20 protein-coding genes and 1 tRNA gene are annotated in these 22971 nt (G+C 35.0%); 18 read left to right on the top strand and 3 right to left on the bottom strand.

Features of this window, described 5'->3' with window-relative positions:
* The 3 genes from pknB (at position 1) to rpe (ending at position 3672) form a co-directional block, all read left to right on the top strand.
* Positions 1–2016, top strand: coding sequence for a Stk1 family PASTA domain-containing Ser/Thr kinase (pknB, locus tag Q5O86_RS05590; RefSeq protein ID WP_302626157.1), 2016 nt, complete (start codon positions 1–3; stop codon positions 2014–2016).
* A 98-nt stretch (positions 2017–2114) separates the two neighbouring features.
* Positions 2115–3020, top strand: coding sequence for a ribosome small subunit-dependent GTPase A (gene rsgA, locus Q5O86_RS05585; RefSeq protein ID WP_368074744.1), 906 nt, complete (start codon positions 2115–2117; stop codon positions 3018–3020).
* Positions 3013–3672: a ribulose-phosphate 3-epimerase gene (gene rpe, locus Q5O86_RS05580; protein WP_302626156.1), complete on the top strand. Its 660-nt coding sequence runs from the start codon at positions 3013–3015 to the stop codon at positions 3670–3672. Before rsgA ends, rpe begins: the two co-directional genes overlap by 8 nt.
* A gap of 49 nt (positions 3673–3721) precedes the next feature.
* On the opposite strand, the gene ychF is transcribed toward rpe, so the two are convergent.
* Positions 3722–4819: a redox-regulated ATPase YchF gene (ychF, locus tag Q5O86_RS05575; RefSeq protein ID WP_302626155.1), complete on the bottom strand. Its 1098-nt coding sequence runs from the start codon at positions 4817–4819 to the stop codon at positions 3722–3724.
* Positions 4820–4955: 136 nt separating this feature from the next.
* On the opposite strand from ychF, the gene lgt reads away from it, so the two are divergent.
* The 15 genes from lgt to Q5O86_RS05500 all read left to right on the top strand — a co-directional run bounded on the left by lgt (position 4956) and on the right by Q5O86_RS05500 (position 21187).
* On the top strand, positions 4956–5843 hold the full coding sequence (lgt, locus tag Q5O86_RS05570) for a prolipoprotein diacylglyceryl transferase (protein WP_302626154.1): 888 nt from the start codon (positions 4956–4958) through the stop codon (positions 5841–5843).
* Between the two features lie 136 nt (positions 5844–5979).
* Positions 5980–7209 carry a hypothetical protein gene (locus tag Q5O86_RS05565; protein WP_302626153.1) on the top strand — a complete coding sequence of 410 codons (1230 nt, stop codon included), beginning with the start codon at positions 5980–5982 and terminating at the stop codon, positions 7207–7209.
* Positions 7210–7219: 10 nt separating this feature from the next.
* Positions 7220–7615, top strand: coding sequence for a hypothetical protein (locus Q5O86_RS05560; RefSeq protein ID WP_302626152.1), 396 nt, complete (start codon positions 7220–7222; stop codon positions 7613–7615).
* Between the two features lie 239 nt (positions 7616–7854).
* Positions 7855–8304, top strand: a complete 450-nt coding sequence (gene mraZ / locus Q5O86_RS05555) for a division/cell wall cluster transcriptional repressor MraZ (RefSeq protein ID WP_302626151.1) — start codon at positions 7855–7857, stop codon at positions 8302–8304.
* 52 nt (positions 8305–8356) lie between these two features.
* On the top strand, positions 8357–9292 hold the full coding sequence (gene rsmH, locus Q5O86_RS05550; RefSeq protein ID WP_302626150.1) for a 16S rRNA (cytosine(1402)-N(4))-methyltransferase RsmH: 936 nt from the start codon (positions 8357–8359) through the stop codon (positions 9290–9292).
* An 81-nt stretch (positions 9293–9373) separates the two neighbouring features.
* Complete coding sequence (locus tag Q5O86_RS05545) at positions 9374–9856, top strand: cell division protein FtsL (RefSeq protein WP_302626149.1); 483 nt, start codon at positions 9374–9376, stop codon at positions 9854–9856.
* A gap of 5 nt (positions 9857–9861) precedes the next feature.
* Positions 9862–11847: a penicillin-binding protein 2 gene (locus Q5O86_RS05540; RefSeq protein ID WP_302626148.1), complete on the top strand. Its 1986-nt coding sequence runs from the start codon at positions 9862–9864 to the stop codon at positions 11845–11847.
* Positions 11848–11927: 80 nt separating this feature from the next.
* Positions 11928–13661 carry a peptidoglycan D,D-transpeptidase FtsI family protein gene (locus tag Q5O86_RS05535; RefSeq protein ID WP_368074743.1) on the top strand — a complete coding sequence of 578 codons (1734 nt, stop codon included), beginning with the start codon at positions 11928–11930 and terminating at the stop codon, positions 13659–13661.
* A 1-nt stretch (position 13662) separates the two neighbouring features.
* Positions 13663–14643: a phospho-N-acetylmuramoyl-pentapeptide-transferase gene (mraY, locus tag Q5O86_RS05530; protein WP_302626147.1), complete on the top strand. Its 981-nt coding sequence runs from the start codon at positions 13663–13665 to the stop codon at positions 14641–14643.
* Between the two features lie 67 nt (positions 14644–14710).
* Positions 14711–16072, top strand: coding sequence for a UDP-N-acetylmuramoyl-L-alanine--D-glutamate ligase (gene murD / locus Q5O86_RS05525; protein ID WP_302626146.1), 1362 nt, complete (start codon positions 14711–14713; stop codon positions 16070–16072).
* A gap of 18 nt (positions 16073–16090) precedes the next feature.
* On the top strand, positions 16091–17275 hold the full coding sequence (locus Q5O86_RS05520; protein WP_302626145.1) for an FtsW/RodA/SpoVE family cell cycle protein: 1185 nt from the start codon (positions 16091–16093) through the stop codon (positions 17273–17275).
* A 37-nt stretch (positions 17276–17312) separates the two neighbouring features.
* Positions 17313–18077, top strand: coding sequence for a cell division protein FtsQ/DivIB (locus tag Q5O86_RS05515; RefSeq protein ID WP_302626144.1), 765 nt, complete (start codon positions 17313–17315; stop codon positions 18075–18077).
* 179 nt (positions 18078–18256) lie between these two features.
* On the top strand, positions 18257–19378 hold the full coding sequence (gene ftsZ, locus Q5O86_RS05510) for a cell division protein FtsZ (RefSeq protein WP_302626143.1): 1122 nt from the start codon (positions 18257–18259) through the stop codon (positions 19376–19378).
* A gap of 228 nt (positions 19379–19606) precedes the next feature.
* Complete coding sequence (locus Q5O86_RS05505; protein ID WP_302626142.1) at positions 19607–20203, top strand: RNA polymerase sigma factor; 597 nt, start codon at positions 19607–19609, stop codon at positions 20201–20203.
* A 9-nt stretch (positions 20204–20212) separates the two neighbouring features.
* Positions 20213–21187, top strand: coding sequence for a hypothetical protein (locus Q5O86_RS05500; protein ID WP_302626141.1), 975 nt, complete (start codon positions 20213–20215; stop codon positions 21185–21187).
* A 4-nt stretch (positions 21188–21191) separates the two neighbouring features.
* Here Q5O86_RS05500 and Q5O86_RS05495 read toward each other — a convergent pair whose 3' ends face one another.
* Together Q5O86_RS05495 and Q5O86_RS05490 are read right to left on the bottom strand one after the other, a co-directional pair.
* The gene (locus Q5O86_RS05495) at positions 21192–22094 is read right to left on the bottom strand and encodes a TIGR01212 family radical SAM protein (RefSeq protein WP_302626140.1); all 903 of its coding nucleotides are present in this window, start codon (positions 22092–22094) and stop codon (positions 21192–21194) included.
* 174 nt (positions 22095–22268) lie between these two features.
* Positions 22269–22358 (bottom strand) — tRNA-Ser (locus tag Q5O86_RS05490).
* Positions 22359–22971 lie beyond the last annotated feature (613 nt).

Genomic DNA, 22971 nt, shown 5'->3' with positions numbered 1-22971 from the left:
ATGTTAGAAAAAGGGAATTTTATTAATAACCGTTATGAAATTATAGGAAGAGTAGGCGCAGGCGGAATGTCTGATGTTTACAAAGCAAAAGACCATAAACTGAATAGAAATGTTGCAATCAAAGTATTAAAAAAAGAGTATAGTAAAGACAAAAATTTTGTTTCGAAATTTAGAGTGGAAGCCCAGTCAGCAGCAAGTCTCATTCATCCAAATATCGTGAATGTTTATGATGTTGGGGAGGATGATGGCCTGTACTACATAGTAATGGAGCTGATAGAAGGGATTACACTAAAAAATTATATTCAGAAAAAAGGAAGACTTTCTGTTCGGGAAACAATTAGTATAGCGATTCAGATTGCAAATGGAATAGAGTGTGCACATAATAATCAGATTGTCCATAGAGATATTAAACCGCAGAACATTATGATTTCAAGAGAGGGTAAGGTTAAGGTAACGGATTTTGGAATTGCCAGAGCTGCCAGTGCAAATACAATCAATGGAAACGCTATGGGCTCTGTTCATTATATTTCGCCGGAACAGGCAGGCGGAAAATATGTTGATGAAAAAAGTGATATTTATTCTCTTGGAATTACAATGTTTGAGATGGTTACAGGGAAAGTGCCTTTTGACGGCGAATCTACTGTGACAATAGCTTTAAAACATATACAGAATACAGTTCCAAGTATTAAAGAATTTATTACAGATGTACCGGTTAGTATAGAAAAAATAATTTTAAAATGTACTCAGAACAGAGCGGAGAGAAGATATCCAAAGATTTCGCTTTTAATAGCTGATTTAAAAAGGGCATTATCAGAACCGGATGCAGATTTTGTACAGTTAGATGCTGTCAGGACGGGTGGTTCTACCGTTATGATAACAGACGAAGAAATTAATCAGATTAAAAAAGAAACCGGAGAGAAAAATAAGAATATAGAACCGGGGGAGGAGAATATTGATGATATTGACGCAATGACGCCGAAGATGGATAGGTTTGTAACGATAGGAGGTGTGGTTGCAGGTATCGTGGCACTGGTGATTGTTGCTGTAATATTGACTATCGTATTGAGCGATAATAGTATAAAACTTCCAAAAGATATAGCGGCAGAGGAGATGGAAACGATTGACCCGAGAAAAACGATTGTGCCAAATGTTATTGGCATGACATCAGATGAGGCTGAGAAGGCGTTGAATGAGAAAAATCTTGGATTTGTGTATGATTCTAATTATGTATATAGTGATATTTATGCGGCAGACCAGATTGTTTCACAGTCTGAGACTGCGGGAAGTATCGTAGACAAGAACATCACAGTTAAGTTAGTTGTCAGTAAGGGGGCAGAAAGAATACAGGTTCCGTCAGGGATTGAAAAATCTGATTTAGACAGCGCCATGGAAAAACTGGATGATTTAGGACTGAAATATGAGGTTACCTATGAATATAGTGGAAGTACAATTGGAACAGTCATATCCTGTACTCCGAATGAAAGGGCAGCAGTTTCGAAAAATGATATTATAAAACTTATTGTAAGTCGTGGAAATCAGCAAAGCGCAGAGAAGACGGCAACAGTTCCGAATGTGGTTAATTATAAATTAGATAAAGCACAGGAAAGGATTTCGTCAGCAGGATTTGGAGTGGGAGAAGTCAAGGAAGAATATAGTGATACGGTAAAAAAAGGATATGTTATCAGACAGAATGTAAAATCGGGACGTCAGATGCCGGTGAGTGGAACAATCAGTGTCGTAGTGAGTAAAGGTCCTGAGGCGGGTGAAAAATATACGGGTTCATATACATTCGCCTTGGAAGATTTGCATGATGCAAATGGCAATCCAATTACAGAAGGTGTAGTAAATGTAGTTTTAGATGGTGTGTTGCAGAAGGTAGATGAAGAATATGCAGATGTATCCACATGGCCGGGAGACTATACAATTCAACTTACAGGAGATAAAAAGGGTAAAGCAACAATAGAACTTATGGTAAATGGTCAGATTATTCATACAGGGACTGTAAAATTAAAATAAATAGTAAGGGGCTGCAGCGGTTTAGCAACAGCCCCATGTTTCCGTTTCGGAAAAAATAGTTGAGAGTGTAGATATAAAAGGTGTAATAAAAGGTAGGTATGCAGGAAAACAGGGATATAATATATGGAAAAATTGTAAAAGGTATAGCAGGATTTTATTATGTTTATGTGGAAGATAAAGGTATCTATGAATGTAAGGCAAAAGGTGTTTTCAGAAATAGAAATATGAAACCTTATGTGGGAGACAATGTAAATATAGATATAATAGACGGAGAAAAGAAAAAAGGAAATATCACAGAGATATTGCAGAGAGAAAACGAACTTATAAGACCGGCTGTAGCAAATATAGACCAGGCGATGATAATCTTTGCACTGAAAAATCCGAATCCCAACTTAAATCTTTTAGATAAGTTTTTAGTTATGATGGAGTTTCAAAATATTGAAACAATTATTTGTTTTAATAAAACAGATATTGCAGATACAAATTTTATGGAAAATCTGAAAAAAATATATAATAGCGCAGGTTATAAAGTTGTATTTGCCAGTGCTACTGAAGAAGATGGAGTGGATAAGGTCAGAGAACTTATGAAGGGGAAAACTACTGTTTTTGCAGGCCCTTCTGGTGTTGGAAAATCTTCGATGCTCAATGCACTTACAAAAGATTATAAAATGGAGACTGGAAGTGTAAGTGAAAAAATTGGCAGAGGCAGACATACGACAAGACATTCAGAGATTTTCTATTTAGGGGAGAATACATATGTGTTTGACACACCCGGTTTTAGTTCTCTGTATGTGCCCGGAATGACAAAGGAAAGATTAGAGGACTGCTTTGGTGAATTTACTCCATACAAAAATCGTTGCAGATTTGTTGGATGTGCACATATAAGTGAGCCGGATTGTGCCATAAAAGAAGCATTGGAAAGTGGCCTTATTTATGAGAGCAGGTATACAAACTATAAATTAATGTACAATGAGTTAAAAGAAAAGGAGAAAAATTATGATTAAATTATCACCGTCCATTCTATCAGCAGATTTTGCAAATCTGGGGGAGGATGTAGCGAAAATAGATAAGGCAGGATGTGACTGGATTCATATAGATGTAATGGATGGAGTGTTTGTCCCGAATATATCTTTTGGAATGCCAGTGGTTAAAGCAATAAGAAAATATACAGATAAATTTTTTGATGTTCATCTAATGATACAGGAACCTATCAGATATGTAAAAGAATTTAAAGGTGCGGGAGCTGAGATGTTAACCGTACATGTGGAAGCTTGTGAAGATGTATCTGGTACAATAGAGGCAATACATAATGAAGGGATGAAAGCGGGTCTGGCATGTAACCCTGAGACACCTGTTGAGGATATTGTTCCGTATATTGATAAGGTAGACATGATACTGATTATGACTGTACATCCCGGATTTGGAGGGCAGTCATATATCGATGAATGTACAGAGAAAGTTGAGATTGTAAATGCAATTGTAAATGAATATCAGTTAGATACGCTAATTGAAGTGGATGGTGGAGTGACAGTGGAGAATGTTTGTATTCCGTTAGACGCGGGGGCAAATGTTATCGTTGCAGGTTCAGCGGTTTATAAGGGAGATGTAGAAGAAAATATTAATAAATTCAGAAAGATATTCTTGAATTTTGAATAGGAAATAAAAAGGGGCTGTAAAGCCCCTTTTTTGTAATAATTTAAAATATCTATACATTGAATCGGAATGTAATAACATCTCCATCTTTGACGATATAATCTTTTCCCTGAAGTCCTACAAGTCCTGCGTCTTTTGCATCCTTCATAGAGCCATATTTCATTAAGTCATCATATGCTACAACTTCAGCACAAATAAAACCACGCTCAAAATCAGTGTGTATCTTTCCTGCTGCCTGAGGAGCTTTCGTTCCCCTTTTAATTGTCCAAGCTCTTGTTTCATCAGCTCCGGATGTTAAATAACTGATTAATCCTAAAAGAGAGTAGCTGGCTTTGATTAACTTGTCAAGACCGGACGTGCTGATGCCTAAATCTTCTAAAAACATTTGTTTTTCATCGTCGTCTAATTCGGCAATTTCCTGTTCAATTTCAGCACTGATGACAAACACTTCACAGTTATTTTCAGCTGCAAATTGTCTTACAGCGGCAACGTGTTCATTGGTAGAGCCATCGTCTGCCAAATCATTTTCAGAAACATTTGCCGCAAATATAACTGGTTTTGCTGTGAGGAGATTATATTCCGAAAGCCATGCTTTCTCGTCTTCATCATCTGTTTCATATTTGATGGCAAGATTTCCTTCTTCAAGGAAAGCCTTGATATTTTGCTGGAAAGCAAGTTCCTTTGCCAATGCTTTATCATTTCTGGCGCCTCTGGTAGTTTTGGCGATACGTCGTTCTAAAATTTCCACGTCGGAAAATACCAATTCTAAATTAATTGTTTCAATGTCCCGAAGTGGTGCAACACTGCCGTCTACATGAATAACATTTGTGTCTTCGAAACATCTGACAACATGTACGATAGCATCGACTTCTCTAATATTTGCGAGAAACTGGTTTCCAAGACCTTCTCCTTTTGAGGCACCCTTAACGAGTCCCGCAATATCAACAAATTCTATAACAGCAGGAATTGTCTTTGCAGAATTGTACATTGCTGTAAGTTTGTCCAATCGCTCATCCGGTACAGTTACGACTCCTACATTAGGGTCGATTGTGCAAAAAGGATAGTTTGCCGATTCAGCTCCTGCTTTTGTTAATGAATTAAATAATGTACTTTTGCCTACATTTGGAAGGCCAACAATACCTAATTTCATATTAAATCCTCCAATCTTTGGTAATACCAAAAGATAGTTTAACATATTTTAATTCTGTGGGCAATGATGGGGTTGAATAAAATTGTAAATGTTGATAAATTATATTCAGTGATAAAGTAAGGGAGGAACAGAAAGAATGATATTATCAACAGCAATTGAATTTCCAAATTTACATATAGGTATTGAGAACCTGCCAAAGTCATTTTCGGTTTTTGGGTTTGATATTGCTTTTTATGGCTGCATTCTTGCTATAGGAATGTTAGCAGGTATTGTTATTGCATGTGCTGAGGCGAAGAGAACGGGACAGGATTATAATCAATATATAGATTTTGCCCTGTATGCCATTGTATTTAGTATAATAGGAGCGAGAATATATTATGTGGCATTCAGTTGGGATTATTACAGCAAACATTTATCGGAAATAATCAATATAAGAAATGGGGGACTGGCAATTTATGGGTCTGTGATTGCTGCTGTTCTCACATGTTTTATTTATACAAGAATCAAAAAAATGTCTTTTGCTAAGATGTGCGACACAGCAGTCCTGGGGCTGCTTGCAGGACAGATTATTGGAAGATGGGGAAATTTCTTTAACAGAGAAGCCTTTGGGGGTGTAGCAAATGACAGTAATCCCTGGGCAATGAGAATATATTTTGATGATAATTACAGTATATCTCAAGTTCCTGAAGCAGTGCGAAATGGAATGGAGACACTCAGGGGGAAAGCATTGAGTGAAATTGGCTATATTCAGGTTCAACCAACATTCCTGTATGAATCTTTATGGAATTTGTTTGTTCTTATATTAATACTTATATTCCGGAAAAAGAAAAAATTTGATGGTGAAGTGATTTTATGGTACCTAATCGGATATGGCATTGGAAGAGCTGTGATTGAGGGAATGAGAACAGACCAGCTTATTATGCCGGTTACCGGATGGCCGGTATCACAGGCATTGTCTATTGTGGTGGCAATAGCGGCTGTAGTCATTGTCATCATAAAAAGAGTAAAAGCAATGAGTAAGTAGGTGTATAAAAAGGCTGTTACATTAGAAAGTTAAATGTAACAGTTTTTTTATAGTAGTAATAATAAAAAGCGAAATTGACATAAAAATGCTTTTAGTATACACTTGTCAAGATGTTTTTAATAGGAGGGGAAAATTTATGAAACAAATATCAAAGAAAATAGTAATGTTTTTATTGATGTTAACATTGCTAATTAGTGTTATGGGGTACTCGTATGGTTTATTTGATGTTTATGCTGAAACTTATGAGGACGAAGGTGAAGAGTGTCAATATGGTAATAATTTGAAGCATATTGAGAAACTTGTGTATTCTTTTATTGATACTAATAAAAATTTTTCAGAAAGTAAGTGGAAAAATCATTCTATTGGTGGTGAAAAGGCATTATTTGACAGTGACAATAATATTTGTGCTTATTATATTGAATTAATGAAAAATGATATGAAATGTGGATATGTAATATTAGAGGCTAATGCTCCATGGAATATTATAGAATATTCTTATGAAGATGAAAGCTTTCTGGAAATTGCAGAAGAAAAAGTGGAAGAAGATTATAATATAGACAAAAATAAACAGAAAGTATACTACCTAGGTGGAATCAATTATGCTGTAAGTGGAAAAAACGATAATGGCAAAAAGATTTATGTTGATGTTTCAACAAAAGATATCAAAAAACTGTCAAAAAAGAAGTTACAAAATATTAATAGAGAGAATAGTAATTTTTTAAATAAAGGAAAAGCTTCATTTAAATCAAGACCAAATGGAGAGGGAGACAGTTTTATTACTTCTCCTGGAAGTTATGAAAGTGGTTATGATACATATAAATCAAACAATATAAAAAATTATAATATAACATATAAAACAATGTCTCAATTTTCGTCAGGTGGTGTATGTGCACCTACAGCTGCAACAAATTTATTGTTTTATTGGTATAATAGAGATAAAAGAAAGTATAAGTCTTTATTAGATACTAGTTGGTTTAATACATTTAAGTTGATGAGTAAATATATGAAAACATCAGAAAAGAATGGAACATTGGATAAAAATGTTGCCAATGGATATAAAAAATATATCAGTCATCACGGCTTTAGTGTGTCTGCTAAGTTTCATAGTGGAACAAGTAAAGGTAAAAAAATTGTGTCTGTTATAGATGGAGGAAAACCATGTCATTTGATACTTCACGGACACTATATGTATGAAGATCATTCTGTATTAGCAGTTGGATATCAGCAATATATTTATGAACATTGGTATGGAGATACATATCAAACATATATAAGAATAGCTGACGGATGGACTTCTAAAGCTTCAAGATTTGTTTGGGGAGGTTGTAAAGGAAGTTGGAATTATGTATATGTAGAACTGAAGTAGGAGAGTGTATATGAAAAAGAGAGGTTTATTAATAGGTTTTATGGTTATATGTGTTATTGTATTGGGCATGATATTTTATTTTTATATGACCAATACAAATGTTTTGAACATTTCTAAAGAAGATGTAACTCGTATTTATATTGTCGATGGGAATACTGGAAATATTACAGATATTGAAAAGAAGTATTTTGATGAAATGTATGAGGCATTAGATAGTTTGAAACTAAGTAATAAGATAAAGGTAAATAGTACAGGTTGGAACAAAAAAATAGTTATATGTGATGATAATAAAGCAGAGGAATTGATTATCAATACATCCACAAAAATAATTATTGATGGATATTTTTATGATATAGATTCAAAACAGGGAGAAAAAATACTGAATATTATTAATGACCATTCATAGTAATTCAGTAAAAAAGGGGCTGTTGTACTAACATTAGTGCAATGCCATTTTTTGTTATGGCGATGAGAAAAAGAGTTGTGACACTAATTTTTTAGTGTGACAGCTCTTTTTTTATAAATTTAGGGTTGAAATGAGGGGGGAAATGGTATATTATTCATATATAAGTGGTGACTACAAACGTATTTGTGGTGAAAAGTGGTGAATTTAAGTAAAATATACAAAGAAGATAGGTGAGTTTTATGTTTTCAGGTGAACAAACTCAAAAAATGGATATCAAAGGCAGAACAGTTATCCCATCAAAGATGAGAGATGTTCTCGCTGAGCGACTTGTTGTCACAAGAGGAATCGACAAGTGTCTTTTTGCGTATCCGGAATCCACTTGGGAAGCATTGCAGAAAAAGTTAAGTGGTCTGGCTTTTACAGATAAGAAAGTAAGAAGTTTTAATCGATTTTTCCTCGGTGGTGCGGAGCCCCTTGATGCAGATAAGCAGGGCAGGGTTTTAATCCCGTCTAATTTAAGGGGCTATGCATCTTTAGAGAAAGAAGTTGTCTGGGTAGGAATAGGTGACAGGATTGAAATTTGGGATGTAGATAAATGGAATGAGCAGTTAAATGAGTACATTGAAAGCGAAGATGCAGAAGAAAAACTGGAGGAACTCGCAGATTACATGGCAGGACTTGGAGTTTAACAATATATAGGGAAAGGGTAAATAAGAGATAAATAACAGAAAGAAGGTCAATATGGATTTCAAACACGTTTCAGTATTGTTAAATGAAACCATTGATGGCTTAAACATAAATCCGGATGGAATATATGTCGATGGTACCTTAGGTGGTGGAGGACATGCCTATCAGGTATGTAAAAGACTTTCAGAAAAAGGAAGGTTTATCGGAATAGACCAGGATGGAGAAGCATTAGAAGCCGCAAGGGAACATCTAAAAGAGTTCGAAGATAAAGTTACTCTCGTGAGAAGTAATTATTGTGAGATAGATACGATTTTAAAAGATTTAAGTGTGGAAAAGGTTGATGGTATTGTCTTAGATTTAGGGGTATCTTCATACCAACTGGATAATTTAGACAGAGGATTTTCCTATAAATCAGATGCACCGTTAGATATGAGGATGGATAGACGCCAGGGAAAGACAGCGGCAGATGTTGTAAATAGTTACAGCGAAAATGAATTGTTTCGAATTATAAGAGACTATGGAGAAGATAAATTTGCAAAAAATATCGCCAAGCATATCGTTATAGAAAGGAAAAAGAAGCCTTTTGAGACAACAGCAGAATTAAGCGAAGTGATTAGACATGCGATTCCAATGAAATTTCAGGCAAAAGGTGGACATCCCGCAAAAAAAACATTTCAGGCAATCAGAATTGAAGTGAATCGTGAGTTGTCGGTTCTAAGGGAATCTCTCGATAAAATGATTGAATTGTTGAATCCGGGTGGAAGAATCTGCATTATAACATTTCATTCATTGGAGGACAGAATCGTTAAGACAAAATTTAGAGAGAACGAGAATCCTTGTACATGCCCACCAAATTTTCCAGTGTGTGTTTGTGGAAAGATTTCAAAAGGAAAGGTTATAACAAGAAAACCTATTGTACCGGGTGAAATTGAAATTAGCGAAAATAAGAGGGCAAAAAGCTCTAAATTAAGAATTTTTGAGAGACAGTAAGGTTGAAAGGGAAATTCAATCTTGAGTTTGTGCTTCAACTGGAAGTGCAGGCACTTCTGAATGAAGCATTAGGAGGCAAATATGAATCAAACAAGATTATACAAAAATCATTTACAGAATACAGAGTATATAGATGGTAACACGGTAAGAAAACTTGCACCGGAAAAGAGAGAGAGACCAAACAGGCAGGAGCGTGTAAGGACAAAGCAGAAGCAACAATTAGAAGTCAATGAAAACGGACTACCTATGAGCGCACCTCATGTAGCTTTTTTAGTGGCAGTATCTTTTATTTGTCTTGCAATGTGCGTAGTATATCTCAATGTTCAGTCAAATATAAGAGCTACAAGAGATAATATTTCTGAGCTCAGAAAGAATATTACGACTGTGCAGACACAGAACAATGCATTAAACTATGCAATTAATAGTTTTGTAAATGTTGACCACATATATAAAGAGGCAACAACAAAACTTGGAATGAGACAGGCTTCTGATAATCAGATAACAACATATAAATCAAGTGACAGCGGTTATACATTACAATATGGAGAGATACCGGATAAGTAGGAATTATGAGTGAAGAAAGATTAGTGAGAAAAAGAAGCAGGCGCAGAAAGCCAAAATTAAGATTTGATAAAAATTCAAGTAGAAATCTGAAAATCATCTATCGGGTGATTATTGGATTTCTATTTATATTGTGCATAAGAATTGCATATATCAATGCTACATATGGGGATGAATATTCTATAAAAGTATTAAAACAACAGAGTTTTACCAATAGTATTGTGCCATATAAAAGAGGGGACATAAAAGATAGAAATGGAAATGTCTTGGCCACGAGCGTAGTAGTATATAATCTGGTTTTAGATGCGAAAGTGTTATCAAAGGAAGAAAGTGAAAAATATATGAATCCTACGGTAGATGCTTTAGTACAATATTTTGATTTAAATAGGGAGGACCTGATTACAGGAATTAAAGAACATTATAACAGTAATTACTGGATAGTAAAAAAGGAAATTACATATCAAAAGGTACAGGAATTCAAAAAGTACCAGGATGGTGAGTTTGCAAAGACAAAATTTGAGAAAGAAAATGCTGAGAATGTAAAATGTGTATATTTTGAGAAAGAATATAAACGGATGTATCCATATGATACTTTGGCATGCAGTGTGATTGGTTTTGCAAATAAAAATAATGAGGCTACTTTGGGAATTGAAAGCAGTTATAATAGTTTTCTTAAGGGAAATGAAGGCAGAGAATACGGATATATGGATGCGGACAACAATATAGAAACTGTTATAAAAGAAGCACAAAATGGAAAGAATGTCATATCATCCATTGATATGAATATACAGAGAATTGTTCAAAAAGCTATAAAAAAATATATGAACAAGTATCAGCCAAAAAGAATTGCCGTTGTGGTGGCAGACCCGGATACAGGAGAAATACTTGCTATGGGTGATGATACACTTTTTGACTTAAATGCTCCGGCAAATTTGGACCGCTATTACACAAAAGAACAGCAGGACAAAATGTCAGATAAACAGACATCAGAAAAGTTAAATCAGATATGGAGAAATTATTGTATTACAGATTCTTATGAACCTGGTTCAACGGCAAAACCGTTTACTGTTGCGGCGGGATATGAGGAGAATCTGATAAATAAAAAATCTACTTTTTTGTGCGACGGGTTTGAAAAAGTAGACGATTTTACAATTAAATGCCATAAAGTAGAAGGACACGGAACGATATCAGTGGAACAGGCAGTTGCGGAGTCCTGTAATGATTATATGATGCATATTGGTAAACTGATTGGCGCTGAAAAGTTTATGCAGTATCAAAACAGATTTGGTTTTGGCATGAAAACAGGAATTGATTTACCCAATGAAACAAGAGGACTTGTATATGATGCATCAAGAGGGATGGGAGCATCTACGTTAGCAACAAATTCTTTTGGACAGAATTTTACGGTAAATATGATACAAATGATTTCGGGTTTTTCTTCTCTTATAAATGGGGGATACTATTATGAGCCACATGTTGTAAAACAGATAGTCACTGAAGATGGAAGGCTTGTAAAGAATTATTCCAAGACTTTAGTGAAACAAACAGTGACAAAAAATACTTCTGATTATATTAAAGAATGTCTTCGAGAAGTTGTCACAAGTGGTACGGGAACAACGGCTGCAATTGATGGCTATACGGTTGGTGGTAAAACAGGAACGGCGGAAAAGGTAGATACATCCGGAAAAGGAAAGGGCAGATTAAAAGACCAATATATTTTATCATTTATCGGATGTGTTCCTTGTGAAAACCCACAGGTAGTATGTTATACATTAATGGATACGCCGAAAGACGACCCGCAGGCAACAGCCTATAATACGGGATTATGGAAACATATTATGAAACAGGTTTTACCGTATATGGGGATTCAAAAAACGGAGAAAATAGAAAAAAAAGCAATTAAACAATCTTTTGAGACGGAGTTTTATGCGGATGGAATTATTGAGGGAGATGACGGTTCTCTCATATTAAAAGATGAGAACACAGAAAATTAGTTTGAGAAACATTACTTTTCTTGAATGTGTTTTCATGAGTATGAATAGATTATAATAAAAGTTTTAATTAGGGATGAAAAGTGAATAACGTTAAGACGATTAATCGAAAAATGTTACTGATATATGTGATTGGAATCATTTTCATATGCTGTTTAGTGGTAGGTAAATTGATTTATATTATGGTGTTCCAGTCAGAATATTATACGGAAAAGGCACTTGATGTACAGGAAAGAGAAAGAAAAATTAAGGCGCCGAGAGGTAAAATCCTGGATAGAAACGGGACAGTTATTGCTTCCAATAAGACTGTTTGTACCGTGTCAGTAATATACAATCAGGTTAAAGACCCGGATAAGGTAGTTTCTATATTGTCCAAAGAATTGGAAATGGATGAGGCGGAAGTACGAAAGAAAGTAGAGAAAATTAGTTCCAGAGAAAAAATAAAGTCTAATGTGGATAAAAAGATAGGTGATAAAATAAGGGAATACAATCTTTCGGGCGTAAAGGTTGACGAAGATTATAAAAGGTATTATCCTTATGAGAGTTTAGCTTCGAAAGTTCTCGGATTTACAGGTGCAGATAATCAGGGTATAATTGGTCTGGAAGTAAAATATGAAAAATATTTGAAGGGAGCTGACGGACTCATTCTTACGCCGACAGATACCAGAGGAATCGAGATGGAGAATGCCTTAGAGCAGAGAGAAGAACCGGTTCCTGGTCATAATCTGATTACAAGTATTGATGTAAATATTCAGCAATATGCGGAACAAATTGCATATAATACACTTGAGGCAAAAAAGGCAAATTATGTTTCGATTATCGTAATGAATCCAAATAACGGTGAAATTATGGCTATGGTAAATGCACCTGAATTTAATTTGAATGAGCCATACAAGCTAAATTATGAATTGACAGAGAATGTCAACAGTAAACAAAAGCAGGATTTACTTAACAAAATGTGGAGGAACCAGTGCATAAATGATACTTATGAACCAGGTTCCACTTTTAAAGTTGTGACAGCTACTGCAGCATTGGAAAATAAAGTTGTCACTTTGGATACAAAGTTCAGCTGTCCAGGATTTCGTGTTGTGGATGACAGAAGAATAAAATGCCATAAGACAACAGGTCATGGTGCAGAAAATTTTCTACAGGGAACGATGAACTCCTGCAATCCGGTTTTTATTGATGTAGGGTTAAAAGTTGGTGTAAATAATTTTTACAAGCAATTAGAAAAATTAGGTCTTCTAAAAAAGACAGGGATTGATATTCCGGGTGAAGCGGGAACGATAATTCATCAGATTAAAAATGTTGGCAATGTAGAACTTGCCACAATGTCTTTTGGTCAGTCATTTCAGATAACACCTGTTCAGTACCTTGTGGCGGCAAGTGCCGTAATTAATGGAGGAAAGCTTGTAACACCTCACTTTGCAGTCAGTGCTGAAAATTCAGACGGAGATATCGTGGAGAAATTTGCTTATAATGAAAAAGAGGGGGTTGTATCCAAAGAAACATCTGATACAATGAGATATGTGCTAGAAAAAGTTATTTCAGAGGGTACAGGAAGTAAAGGACAGGTAGAAGGATTTAAAGTGGGTGGAAAAACAGCCACTTCTCAGAAACTTCCAAGAGGTTCTGGAAAATACATAGCATCTTTTATGGGATTTGCTCCGGCAGATAATCCCAAGGTCATTGCAATGGCAATTATTGATGAGCCGGAGGGTATCTATTATGGTGGGCAGGTGGCGGCACCGGTCATAAGTAAGTTATACCAAAATATTCTTCCATATTTATTGGAGGAAAAAGAACAAGGAGAATAAAATGAGTACAAGTACAACAATTATTGTGGCGATTATTATATCTTTTGCGGCAAGTGTAATCTTATGTCCTATAGTAATTCCACTGTTAAGGAAGATGAAATTTGGACAGTATATCAGGGAGGAAGGCCCAAAATCTCATCAAAGCAAAGCCGGAACACCGACAATGGGTGGAATGATTATTTTAGCAAGCGTAATTGTGACGGCTATTATATTTATGTTTGTGGAAAAAGATACCAAAATCGTGCCGGTATTATTTATGATTACAGGTTTTGGCATTATCGGATTTGCTGATGATTATATAAAAGTAGTGAAAAAGAGAAATTTGGGATTGACTGAGATTCAAAAAATCTTGGCACAGCTTGTTGTGACAGCAATATTTTGTTTTTATATAATGAAGTATTCAGGTCTTGGTACAACGACAATCATTCCGTTTACTAATGGAATGGAGATAACAATGCCGGAATGGCTGTTTATTCCATTTTTATTTATTGTTGTTTTGGGAACAGTTAACGGTGCAAATTTGACGGACGGTTTGGATGGTTTGGCAACTAGTGTTACAATTATCATAGCAGTATTTTTTACAACGGTATCCATTGGAACCGGTTTAGAGCCAATAAGTGCAGCGCTCGTAGGGTCTCTGTTAGGTTTTTTCCTTTATAATGTATATCCGGCGAGAGTTTTTATGGGAGATACGGGTTCTCTGGCACTCGGGGGATTTGTTGCAGCAATGGCATTTATGCTTAAAATGCCAATCTTTATCGTAATCATTGCTTTTATATATTTAGTGGAGGCATTGTCAGATATTATACAGGTAACTTGGTTTAAATATACAAAGAAAAAGTATGGGGAAGGAAGAAGAGTATTTAAGATGGCGCCGTTACACCATCATTTTCAGGAAAGTGGTTATGCAGAAACGCAGGTCGTAGCAGCTTTTGCGATTGTAACAACAATACTCTGTCTTGTAGCATACGCTGCACTTTAATTTGTAACCAATCTCGGGCTACATTTGTGAAGCAGAGTAGAAAGGTAAATACTTTTAAGGAGATATTATGGAGTGGAATAATAAAATCGTCTTAGTCGCAGGCTCCGGGAAAAGTGGAATCGGTGCGGCAGATTTGTTAAAAAAACTGGGAGCTTCCGTTATTATCTATGATGGAAATGAAAAATTAAAAAAAGAAGATATTTTGTTAAAATTAGAAAATTCAGAAAATGTGGATGTGATACTTGGAGAACTGCAGAAGTGCATCATAGAAAAAGTAGATTTAATGGTTTTAAGTCCGGGAATTGCTATTGATGCACCATTTGTAAATCAGGTGAAAGAGGCAGGAGTACCAATTTGGGGCGAGATTGAGTTAGCATATGTTGTCGCTAAGGGAAAATTAGCAGCCATTACAGGCACAAACGGAAAAACAACGACTACTGCACTGGTAGGAGAAATTTTATCAGATTATTTTTCTCATGTGGATGTGGTTGGAAATATTGGTAATCCATATACGTCAACTGCATTGGATACGGATGAAAATTCAGTTACAGTGGCAGAAGTCAGCAGCTTTCAGTTAGAAACAATACATACATTTAAGCCGGATGTAAGTGCAGTGTTAAATATTACTCCGGATCATCTCAACAGGCATTACACGATGGAATGTTATACGGATGTGAAAATGAGCATATCTAAAAATCAGGAAAAAGAACAGCCGGTTATATTGAACTATGAAGATGAGATTTTGAGAAATTACGCACCAAAAGTACAGAATAAAATTATTTGGTTTAGTAGTAAGAGGAAGTTAGAACAAGGCATATTTTTAGATGGCAGGAATATTATCTATAAAGATGGCAATGAAAGTAAAGTTATTACGACTACAGATGATACGACTTTGGTCGGAATCCATAATATTGAAAATATAATGGCAGCAATTGGAATTACAATTCATATGGGAGTTCCTGCGGAGGTTATAAGGGAAGCTATCAGAAAATTTAAAGCGGTACCACACAGAATAGAGTATGTGGATACGATTGATGATGTTATTTATTACAATGATTCTAAAGGAACAAATACAGATGCGTCTATCAAAGCGATTCAGGCGATGTGTCGTCCGACTATATTGATAGCAGGCGGATATGACAAAAAAGTGTCTTTTGATGACTGGGCAAAAGAATTTGGTGATAAAATAAAGTGTCTGGTTGTGCTAGGGCAGACGGCAAACCAGATTGCAGATACTGTGCGAAAATTTGGCTTTGAAAAAATTATTTTTACAAATTCGCTGGAGGAAGCTGTAGAAGAATGCAGAAAAACAGCAGTTCCGGGAGATGCAGTTCTCTTATCTCCTGCATGTGCGAGCTGGGGAATGTTTGACAATTATGAGCAACGTGGAGACTTGTTTAAAGAATTAGTTTTTAATATGAAAAAGTAGTTAAAAGGAAGAGAAATCGTGCGGAAAGAATATAATCCGGTGAGTGGAGAAGAAATAACTTTAAAAAAAGAAAAGCATAAAGGCTATTTTGATTATAGTCTGCTTTTTGTATGGATTTTTATAATGTTATTAGGTTATGTTCTTCTATATAGTGCAAGTTCATATACAGCTTTGAACAAATATGGAGATGCGGCATTTTTCCTGAAGGGACAGATTAAGGCCACAGCTATTGGGTGTGTGTTTATGATACCAACAATCTTTATTGATTATAGATTGTGGAAAAATTTTAAGACTTTAATCTATGGAGTTTCTATAGGTTCTGTCTTTTTGGTTATGACGCCTCTTGGTCTTGAATTAAATGGTGCAAAAAGATGGGTTGACTTGAAAGTTGTTCAGTTTCAGCCGGCAGAGCTTGTGAAAATTGGTGTGATTGTAATTACTGCATATATTTTATCAAAATGTGGAGCGGGTGCAATCAAGCGGGGAAAATTGTGCTGGCAGATTTATGGTTTGACATTGTTAGGAGCAGGATTGGTTTTTGTTTTAACATCAAACTTAAGTTCAGCAGTGATTATAGCGGGAATTGGTGCAGTTATGTTAATTGTTGCCGGTGCCGGAAAATATTTTACGGGACCGATATCTATCGGTTTAGTGGTGGCAATTATTGGTTTATATGTTATGAGAAATATGCCTCAGCTGGCTTCATTAAGTTTCCGATTTGAGAGAATAGCGGTTTGGAAAAATCCTGAGAATTTCCTGGAGGGTGCAGGAAAGGGATACCAGCCTCTGCAGGGGCTTTATGCGATAGGTTCAGGTGGAATTTTCGGAAAAGGTCTTGGAAACAGCGCACAAAAGCTTGGGTTTGTTCCAGAGGCAACCAATGATATGATTTTTTCCATAATATGCGAAGAACTGGGAATATTTGGTGCGGTTTGCATTATTTTGCTTTTTGTATTTTTAATCCGAAGAATGCGGGTAATTGCCAGCAATGCACCTGACATGTTCGGTTCGATGCTTGTCGTAGGTATTTTGGCACATATATCCATTCAGGTAGTTCTCAATATTGCTGTTGTTACAACTTTAATTCCAAATACAGGAGTCTCCCTGCCATTTATTAGTTATGGTGGAACATCTTTGTTGTTTTTAATGATTGAAATGGGACTCGTATTATCGGTATCAAGAAAAATAAAGAGAATCAGGTAAATTATGATAAAGAGCTTTTAAAGGTCGGTAATATAATATGAAACAGACAAGGAAATTAAAGAGAAGAAGGAAAAGAAGATTAAAAAAGGGATTTAAAATATTATTTATAACAATTCCTATTATTGTTGTGTTAGTTTTGATTGTCATATTTGGATTCAAAATGAATGCTGTAAATGTGTCATCAGACTTAAATCAATTTACGGCAGATGAGGTGAAAGCATACTTAGATTATAAAGGAATTGATAATACGTTAATTTTTTGGATAAAAAATAAAATAGGAAAAGGTGATAAACTTGATATCTTTGAAGAATATTCTGTAAAATTAGTTTCTCCATCAAAAGTCAAAATCAAGGCATATGAGCGCAAATTTCAAGGATATATTACAAATAATGGAATGTACTATTTTCTGGATAAAAATGGTATGGTCTTGAAAATAAGTGATGAAAAAATAAAAAATATTCCAAAGATTGTTGGCTTGGAATATAATAAGCTGCCATTGTATAAGAAAATTGATGTAAAAAATGCTAATGTATTAAATTCATTATTAACAGTGGTTAATTCGATAGAAGTATATAATTATAAAATTAAGAAAATTCAAGTCAACGATGATGCTGAAACATCATTATTCATAGAAGATTTAAGGATAGATTTAGGAAAAATCAGTAATTTAGATAAGAAATTAAAAGATTTAAATGATATGTACCAAAAAATTTTGAAATATAATGGTGTTCTTAATATGAAGCGTGCAAGCGAGGATGGAAGTTATACATTAAGAAAAAAGGCAGATACATCAAAAAAATAAAAGAATGATTTTTTTTTAACAAATTAGAAATTAACTGTTGATATTTTCTTCAAAGAATTATATTATATAGTATATATGCAATTATGACTAATTATGTCCGTTTATGATAAATGATTAATTGGTGCATATTGTGATGTTTAAAAATGTGAAATTTAGATGAAACGAAGGAGGATAATCTCTTGTTAGAAATTACTACAAACGAAAGTGAAGCAGTTGCAAAAATTATAGTTGTAGGTGTTGGTGGAGCAGGAAACAATGCCGTAAACAGAATGATAGATGAAAACATCGGTGGTGTTGAGTTTATATCTGTAAATTCAGATGCACAGGTGCTTAAGAGAAGTAAGGCACCTACTACACTACAGATTGGTGAAAAAATAACAAAGGGTCTCGGAGCAGGAGCAAAGCCGGAAGTTGGCGAGGCAGCTGCTGAAGAGAACGTAGAGGAACTGGCACAGTTATTGAAGGGTGCTGATATGGTATTTGTGACTTGTGGAATGGGAGGCGGAACAGGAACAGGTGCCGCACCGGTTGTTGCAAGAGTTGCAAAAGAACAGGGAGCGCTTACAGTAGGTGTTGTCACAAAGCCTTTTAGATTTGAAGCAAAAACCCGTATGAATAATGCGCTTTCAGGTATTGAAAGATTAAAAGAAAATGTAGATACGCTGATTGTCATTCCAAATGATAAATTATTAGAGATTGTAGATAAGAGAACAACAATGCCAGAGGCATTAAAGAAAGCTGACGAAGTATTACAGCAGTCTGTACAGGGAATTACAGATTTAATTAATGTTCCGGCATTGATTAACCTTGATTTTGCTGATGTTCAGACAGTAATGAGAGATGCGGGAATTGCGCATATAGGCATCGGTGAGGCAAGTGGTGACGAAAAAGCATCAGAAGCAGTACAGCAGGCTGTAACCTCTCCGCTTCTTGAAACATCAATCAACGGCGCAAAGAACGTTATTATTAATATCACGGGTGATGTTAGTCTTTTTGAGGCAAATGAGGCTGCAAGTTATGTGCAGGAATTAGCCGGAGAAGACGCAAATATTATCTTTGGTGTGAGATATGAGGATACATATCCTGATGAATGTTCCATAACAGTTATGGCTACAGGTATTGGTGAGCCGGCATCAAAAGCTGCACCTTTTGGTATGGGTGCTACTAAAAAGTCATTTACTTACAATGCAACACCATCTTCAGCAGCGCCAAAGAGTGATTTTTCCAGAAAGATAAGCGCACCTCAGGGAGCAGTGGAAGAAAAACCGATTAAGATTCCGGAATTTTTACAGAATAAATAAATTTCTATAATATATAAAATATTTCCACTTTGTTACGAAATGGTTCTATTAGAAATGTTTCAGTAATTGTAGTGGAAATATTTTTTTGTACAACAATGAAATAAAAATATATAAATAAACGTTATATAGGTATAAGAAAAAATAAAAAAGAATGCAATATTTTTGCGGTTACCTACGTTTATATAAAATATTGATAAAAACAATATAAATATGAAGCAGGATAGGTATATGAGATATAAACATAAAAATAAAGATGCAAAAGATAATACTGGAAGTTCCGGTTTAAATCAAAGTATCAATGAGGATTGGTTTGAAAAGATAGCAAATGGTGATGATATGGCATTTACGGAATTATATTATGCAACATATAAACCATTATATGGATTTCTACTATCGTTAACAAGAAATAAAGAGGATGCAGAAGATTTAATGCAAAATACATATATTAAAATTAGAAATGGAAGTCATTTGTACAAAAAACAGGGAACGCCGATGACATGGATTTGTGCGATTGCCAAAAATCAATATTTAGATTTTGTTAGAAAATACGGAAAAAATAGAAGTGTTGATTTTGGAGAAGTTGAAAATTATATTTCTGAAAATTTTGAGACTAAGAGTGATGATGCGGAAAATGTTGAAAACCGAATGTTGTTAGAATCAGCATTTAGTATTTTAGGACAACAAGAAAGAGTTATTGTTACTTTACATATGATAGATGGTTTAAAACACCGTGAAATTGCAGAATTAGTAGGATTACCGTTGTCGACAGTTTTATCAAAATATAATAGGTCATTAAAAAAAATGAAGCAAATTGTTATGGAATAGGAGGTCATTATGCAGGAAAAGGATATTAGACAAAAACTAAATCAGGAACTGGAACAGATGGCTCCTGATATGTTAAATAAAATTTTACAGACACCGATTGAGCCTGTAAAGAATGAAAGAGAATTGTTTGGCAGGAATAAACCATTATTTAAAGAAAAACGTGATATCAGACAGTATTTTATCGCACCGGCAATTGTGGCAATTGCTGCTTGTATTGTTATTGCAGTGATGATTTTGCGTCCTGTAACCACACCTAAAAATACAAATTTGGCATTTCAGATTATTGTAGATGTAAATCCGAGTATTAGTATTGATGTGGATAAAGATGGAATCGTGCAAAAAGTTTCGGCGGGAAATAAGGATGCAAAGAAAATCGTCAAACAGGTAAGAGAAAAATTAAATAAGGATACCGGCTATACAGAAGCAGTAGAACTTGTCGTGAAGAAGCTTAATAAAAATGGTTATTTGGATAAAAAGAAAAATGCAATGCTTTTATCTGTAGTATCTAATGACAGGGAGCAGGTGAAAGAAGAAGCAAGGAACGTAAAAAGTGTGACTAAGCAGATTATAGAAAAGAGAAATATAAAATGCAAAACATTGTATCAAAATTGTGACATAACAGATGAAGTAAAAAAAGTTTCCCAAAAGAATGATGTTTCATTTGGAAAAGCTATTTTATGCATGAAGCTTGCTGAAAAAGAAAAAATCAGCGTTAAAAAAATGTGCAGTCAAAATATTGACACCTTGATTCAGAAGGTAGAAGAGGTTATTTCTGTAGATTTGGATTATATCACTATGGGAGATGATTTAGACAGCTTTGAAACGGAAAGTATATTGGGAGAAACAGAATCGGTGGAGGAAACAGAAAGTTTTGAAGAAATGACAGAAGAGACTACGGGAGAACAGACTGAGGAAATGACAACACAGGATATGGAAGAGAGCGAGAGTATAGAGGTAAGCGTGGAAATACCTACCTCTCTGTAATCTGTCAAGTATTACTTCCCTGTTGGATATCTAAAACATCGAAACGTTTGTTGATATAATTGAGAACAGCTTTTTTATTGGCACTCCAGAGTGGCACAATCAGTAAAGATTTGGGTCCGTCTCCGGTGAGGCGGTGGATTATGATATTTTGTGGGATATAAGTAATACACTCTGCCAGAATATCCGTATATTCTTCAAGAGATAATACACAAAATTGGTTAGAAAGATACTCCTTTTCTAAAGGAGTATTTTTTAATACATGTAAAAGTTGAAGTTTTATTCCGGCAATATTTTTTGAGCATACATATTTTATGGTATGAAGAATATCGTCTTTGGACTCATGAGGAAGACCGATAATTACATGCACAATAACGTCAACATTGATGTTATTTAAAGTGGTGACCGCATGATTAAATACATCTAAAGGATAACCACGATTAATATATCGGGCCGTATTTTCATTGGCAGTCTGTAATCCCAGTTCTACCCATACTGGTTTGATATCATTGAGTTCTTTTAATAATGAAATAACATCATTTGGCAGACAATCAGGTCTGGTTCCGATGGATAGCGCTACAATATCAGGATGTGTGATTGCTTCTGAGAATATTTCCCTGAGATAAGATACATCCCCATATGTATTGGTAAAAGATTGGAAATAGGCAATATATTTCCCTGTATTTATTTTATTTGCAACTTTTGTTTTGGCTGCTTCGATTTGCTCTGTAATGGAAAGATGCTTAGGACTTGCAAACTCTCCTGAGCCTCCATTACTGCAAAAAATACAGCCCTTATCACTTATTCTGCCATCTCTATTAGGACAGGAAAGTCCGGAGGATAGGGAAAGTTTATAGACTTTACAGCCAAATTTTTGTTTTAAGTATGAATTAAGAGAATTATAATGCATAAGACCTCCAAAGCAGTTTATTTTTTTATATTATCTAAACAATTACCGGAAGCGGCATTAGCCGCATTGCGGGATTGTAAGCGGTCGTCAAATGTCCATCTATGCAAGTATGATGTCCATTTTCCATGTTGCCATCACAAAAAACGCAATCCTTTTTAGGGATTGCGTTTTAGACGGAGACGAAGGGATTCGAACCCTTGTACCAGCATAAACTGATAAACTGATTTCGAGTCAGCCCCGTTACGGCCACTTCGGTACGTCTCCATAACATAAAATTTATATCATATTTTGAGATTTGTTGCAAGCATCATTTTTAATTGCAATCGTAGAGTTATTGTAAAATAAGCATAATGGAAATTTGAGATTATTATATTGTTGATAGGGGCAGTTATTGACTAGAAAGGAAATTTGTTTTAATATAATAAAGATTATGCGTTTAAATGAGATTATAAAATGTATATATAGATTAAGGAGGAAATCATTATGGGAATGACTATGACTCAGAAGATTCTTGCAAAACATGCAGGACTTGATGAAGTGAAGGCAGGTCAGTTAATCGAAGCCGATTTAGATTTGGTTTTAGGTAATGATGTAACAGCACCTGTTGCTATTGGAGAAATGAAGAAAATGAATGTGGATTGTGTTTTCTGCAAAGATAAAATTGCATTAGTGCCGGACCACTTTACACCAAATAAAGATATTAAATCGGCAGAACTTTACAAGTGCGTGAAAGATTTTGCAGAAGAAAATGATATTACAAATTATTTTGAAACCGGCAGGGTTGGTATTGAACATGCATTACTGCCGGAAAAAGGTTTGGTTGTGGCAGGTGATGTTGTAATCGGTGCAGATAGATCGGAAGAGCGTCGTGTAGGGA

It is taken from the genome of uncultured Eubacterium sp., from assembly GCF_937958975.1.
GTDB lineage: Bacteria > Bacillota > Clostridia > Lachnospirales > Lachnospiraceae > Eubacterium_G.
This window is presented reverse-complemented; position numbering and strand designations above follow the sequence as displayed.

Bases quoted from the DNA above. Each gene is read 5' to 3' on its own strand.
- lgt (WP_302626154.1), top strand. From the start codon at position 4,956: ATGATATTATCAACAGCAATTGAATTTCCAAATTTACATATAGGTATT.
- rpe (WP_302626156.1), top strand. From the start codon at position 3,013: ATGATTAAATTATCACCGTCCATTCTATCAGCAGATTTTGCAAATCTG.
- rsmH (WP_302626150.1), top strand. From the start codon at position 8,357: ATGGATTTCAAACACGTTTCAGTATTGTTAAATGAAACCATTGATGGC.
- murD (WP_302626146.1), top strand. From the start codon at position 14,711: ATGGAGTGGAATAATAAAATCGTCTTAGTCGCAGGCTCCGGGAAAAGT.
- Q5O86_RS05545 (WP_302626149.1), top strand. From the start codon at position 9,374: ATGAATCAAACAAGATTATACAAAAATCATTTACAGAATACAGAGTAT.
- Q5O86_RS05515 (WP_302626144.1), top strand. From the start codon at position 17,313: ATGAAACAGACAAGGAAATTAAAGAGAAGAAGGAAAAGAAGATTAAAA.
- ychF (WP_302626155.1), bottom strand. From the start codon at position 4,819: ATGAAATTAGGTATTGTTGGCCTTCCAAATGTAGGCAAAAGTACATTA.
- Q5O86_RS05540 (WP_302626148.1), top strand. From the start codon at position 9,862: ATGAGTGAAGAAAGATTAGTGAGAAAAAGAAGCAGGCGCAGAAAGCCA.
- Q5O86_RS05565 (WP_302626153.1), top strand. From the start codon at position 5,980: ATGAAACAAATATCAAAGAAAATAGTAATGTTTTTATTGATGTTAACA.
- pknB (WP_302626157.1), top strand. From the start codon at position 1: ATGTTAGAAAAAGGGAATTTTATTAATAACCGTTATGAAATTATAGGA.
- Q5O86_RS05560 (WP_302626152.1), top strand. From the start codon at position 7,220: ATGAAAAAGAGAGGTTTATTAATAGGTTTTATGGTTATATGTGTTATT.
- mraZ (WP_302626151.1), top strand. From the start codon at position 7,855: ATGTTTTCAGGTGAACAAACTCAAAAAATGGATATCAAAGGCAGAACA.
- Q5O86_RS05505 (WP_302626142.1), top strand. From the start codon at position 19,607: ATGAGATATAAACATAAAAATAAAGATGCAAAAGATAATACTGGAAGT.
- Q5O86_RS05500 (WP_302626141.1), top strand. From the start codon at position 20,213: ATGCAGGAAAAGGATATTAGACAAAAACTAAATCAGGAACTGGAACAG.
- Q5O86_RS05495 (WP_302626140.1), bottom strand. From the start codon at position 22,094: ATGCATTATAATTCTCTTAATTCATACTTAAAACAAAAATTTGGCTGT.
- rsgA (WP_368074744.1), top strand. From the start codon at position 2,115: ATGCAGGAAAACAGGGATATAATATATGGAAAAATTGTAAAAGGTATA.
- mraY (WP_302626147.1), top strand. From the start codon at position 13,663: ATGAGTACAAGTACAACAATTATTGTGGCGATTATTATATCTTTTGCG.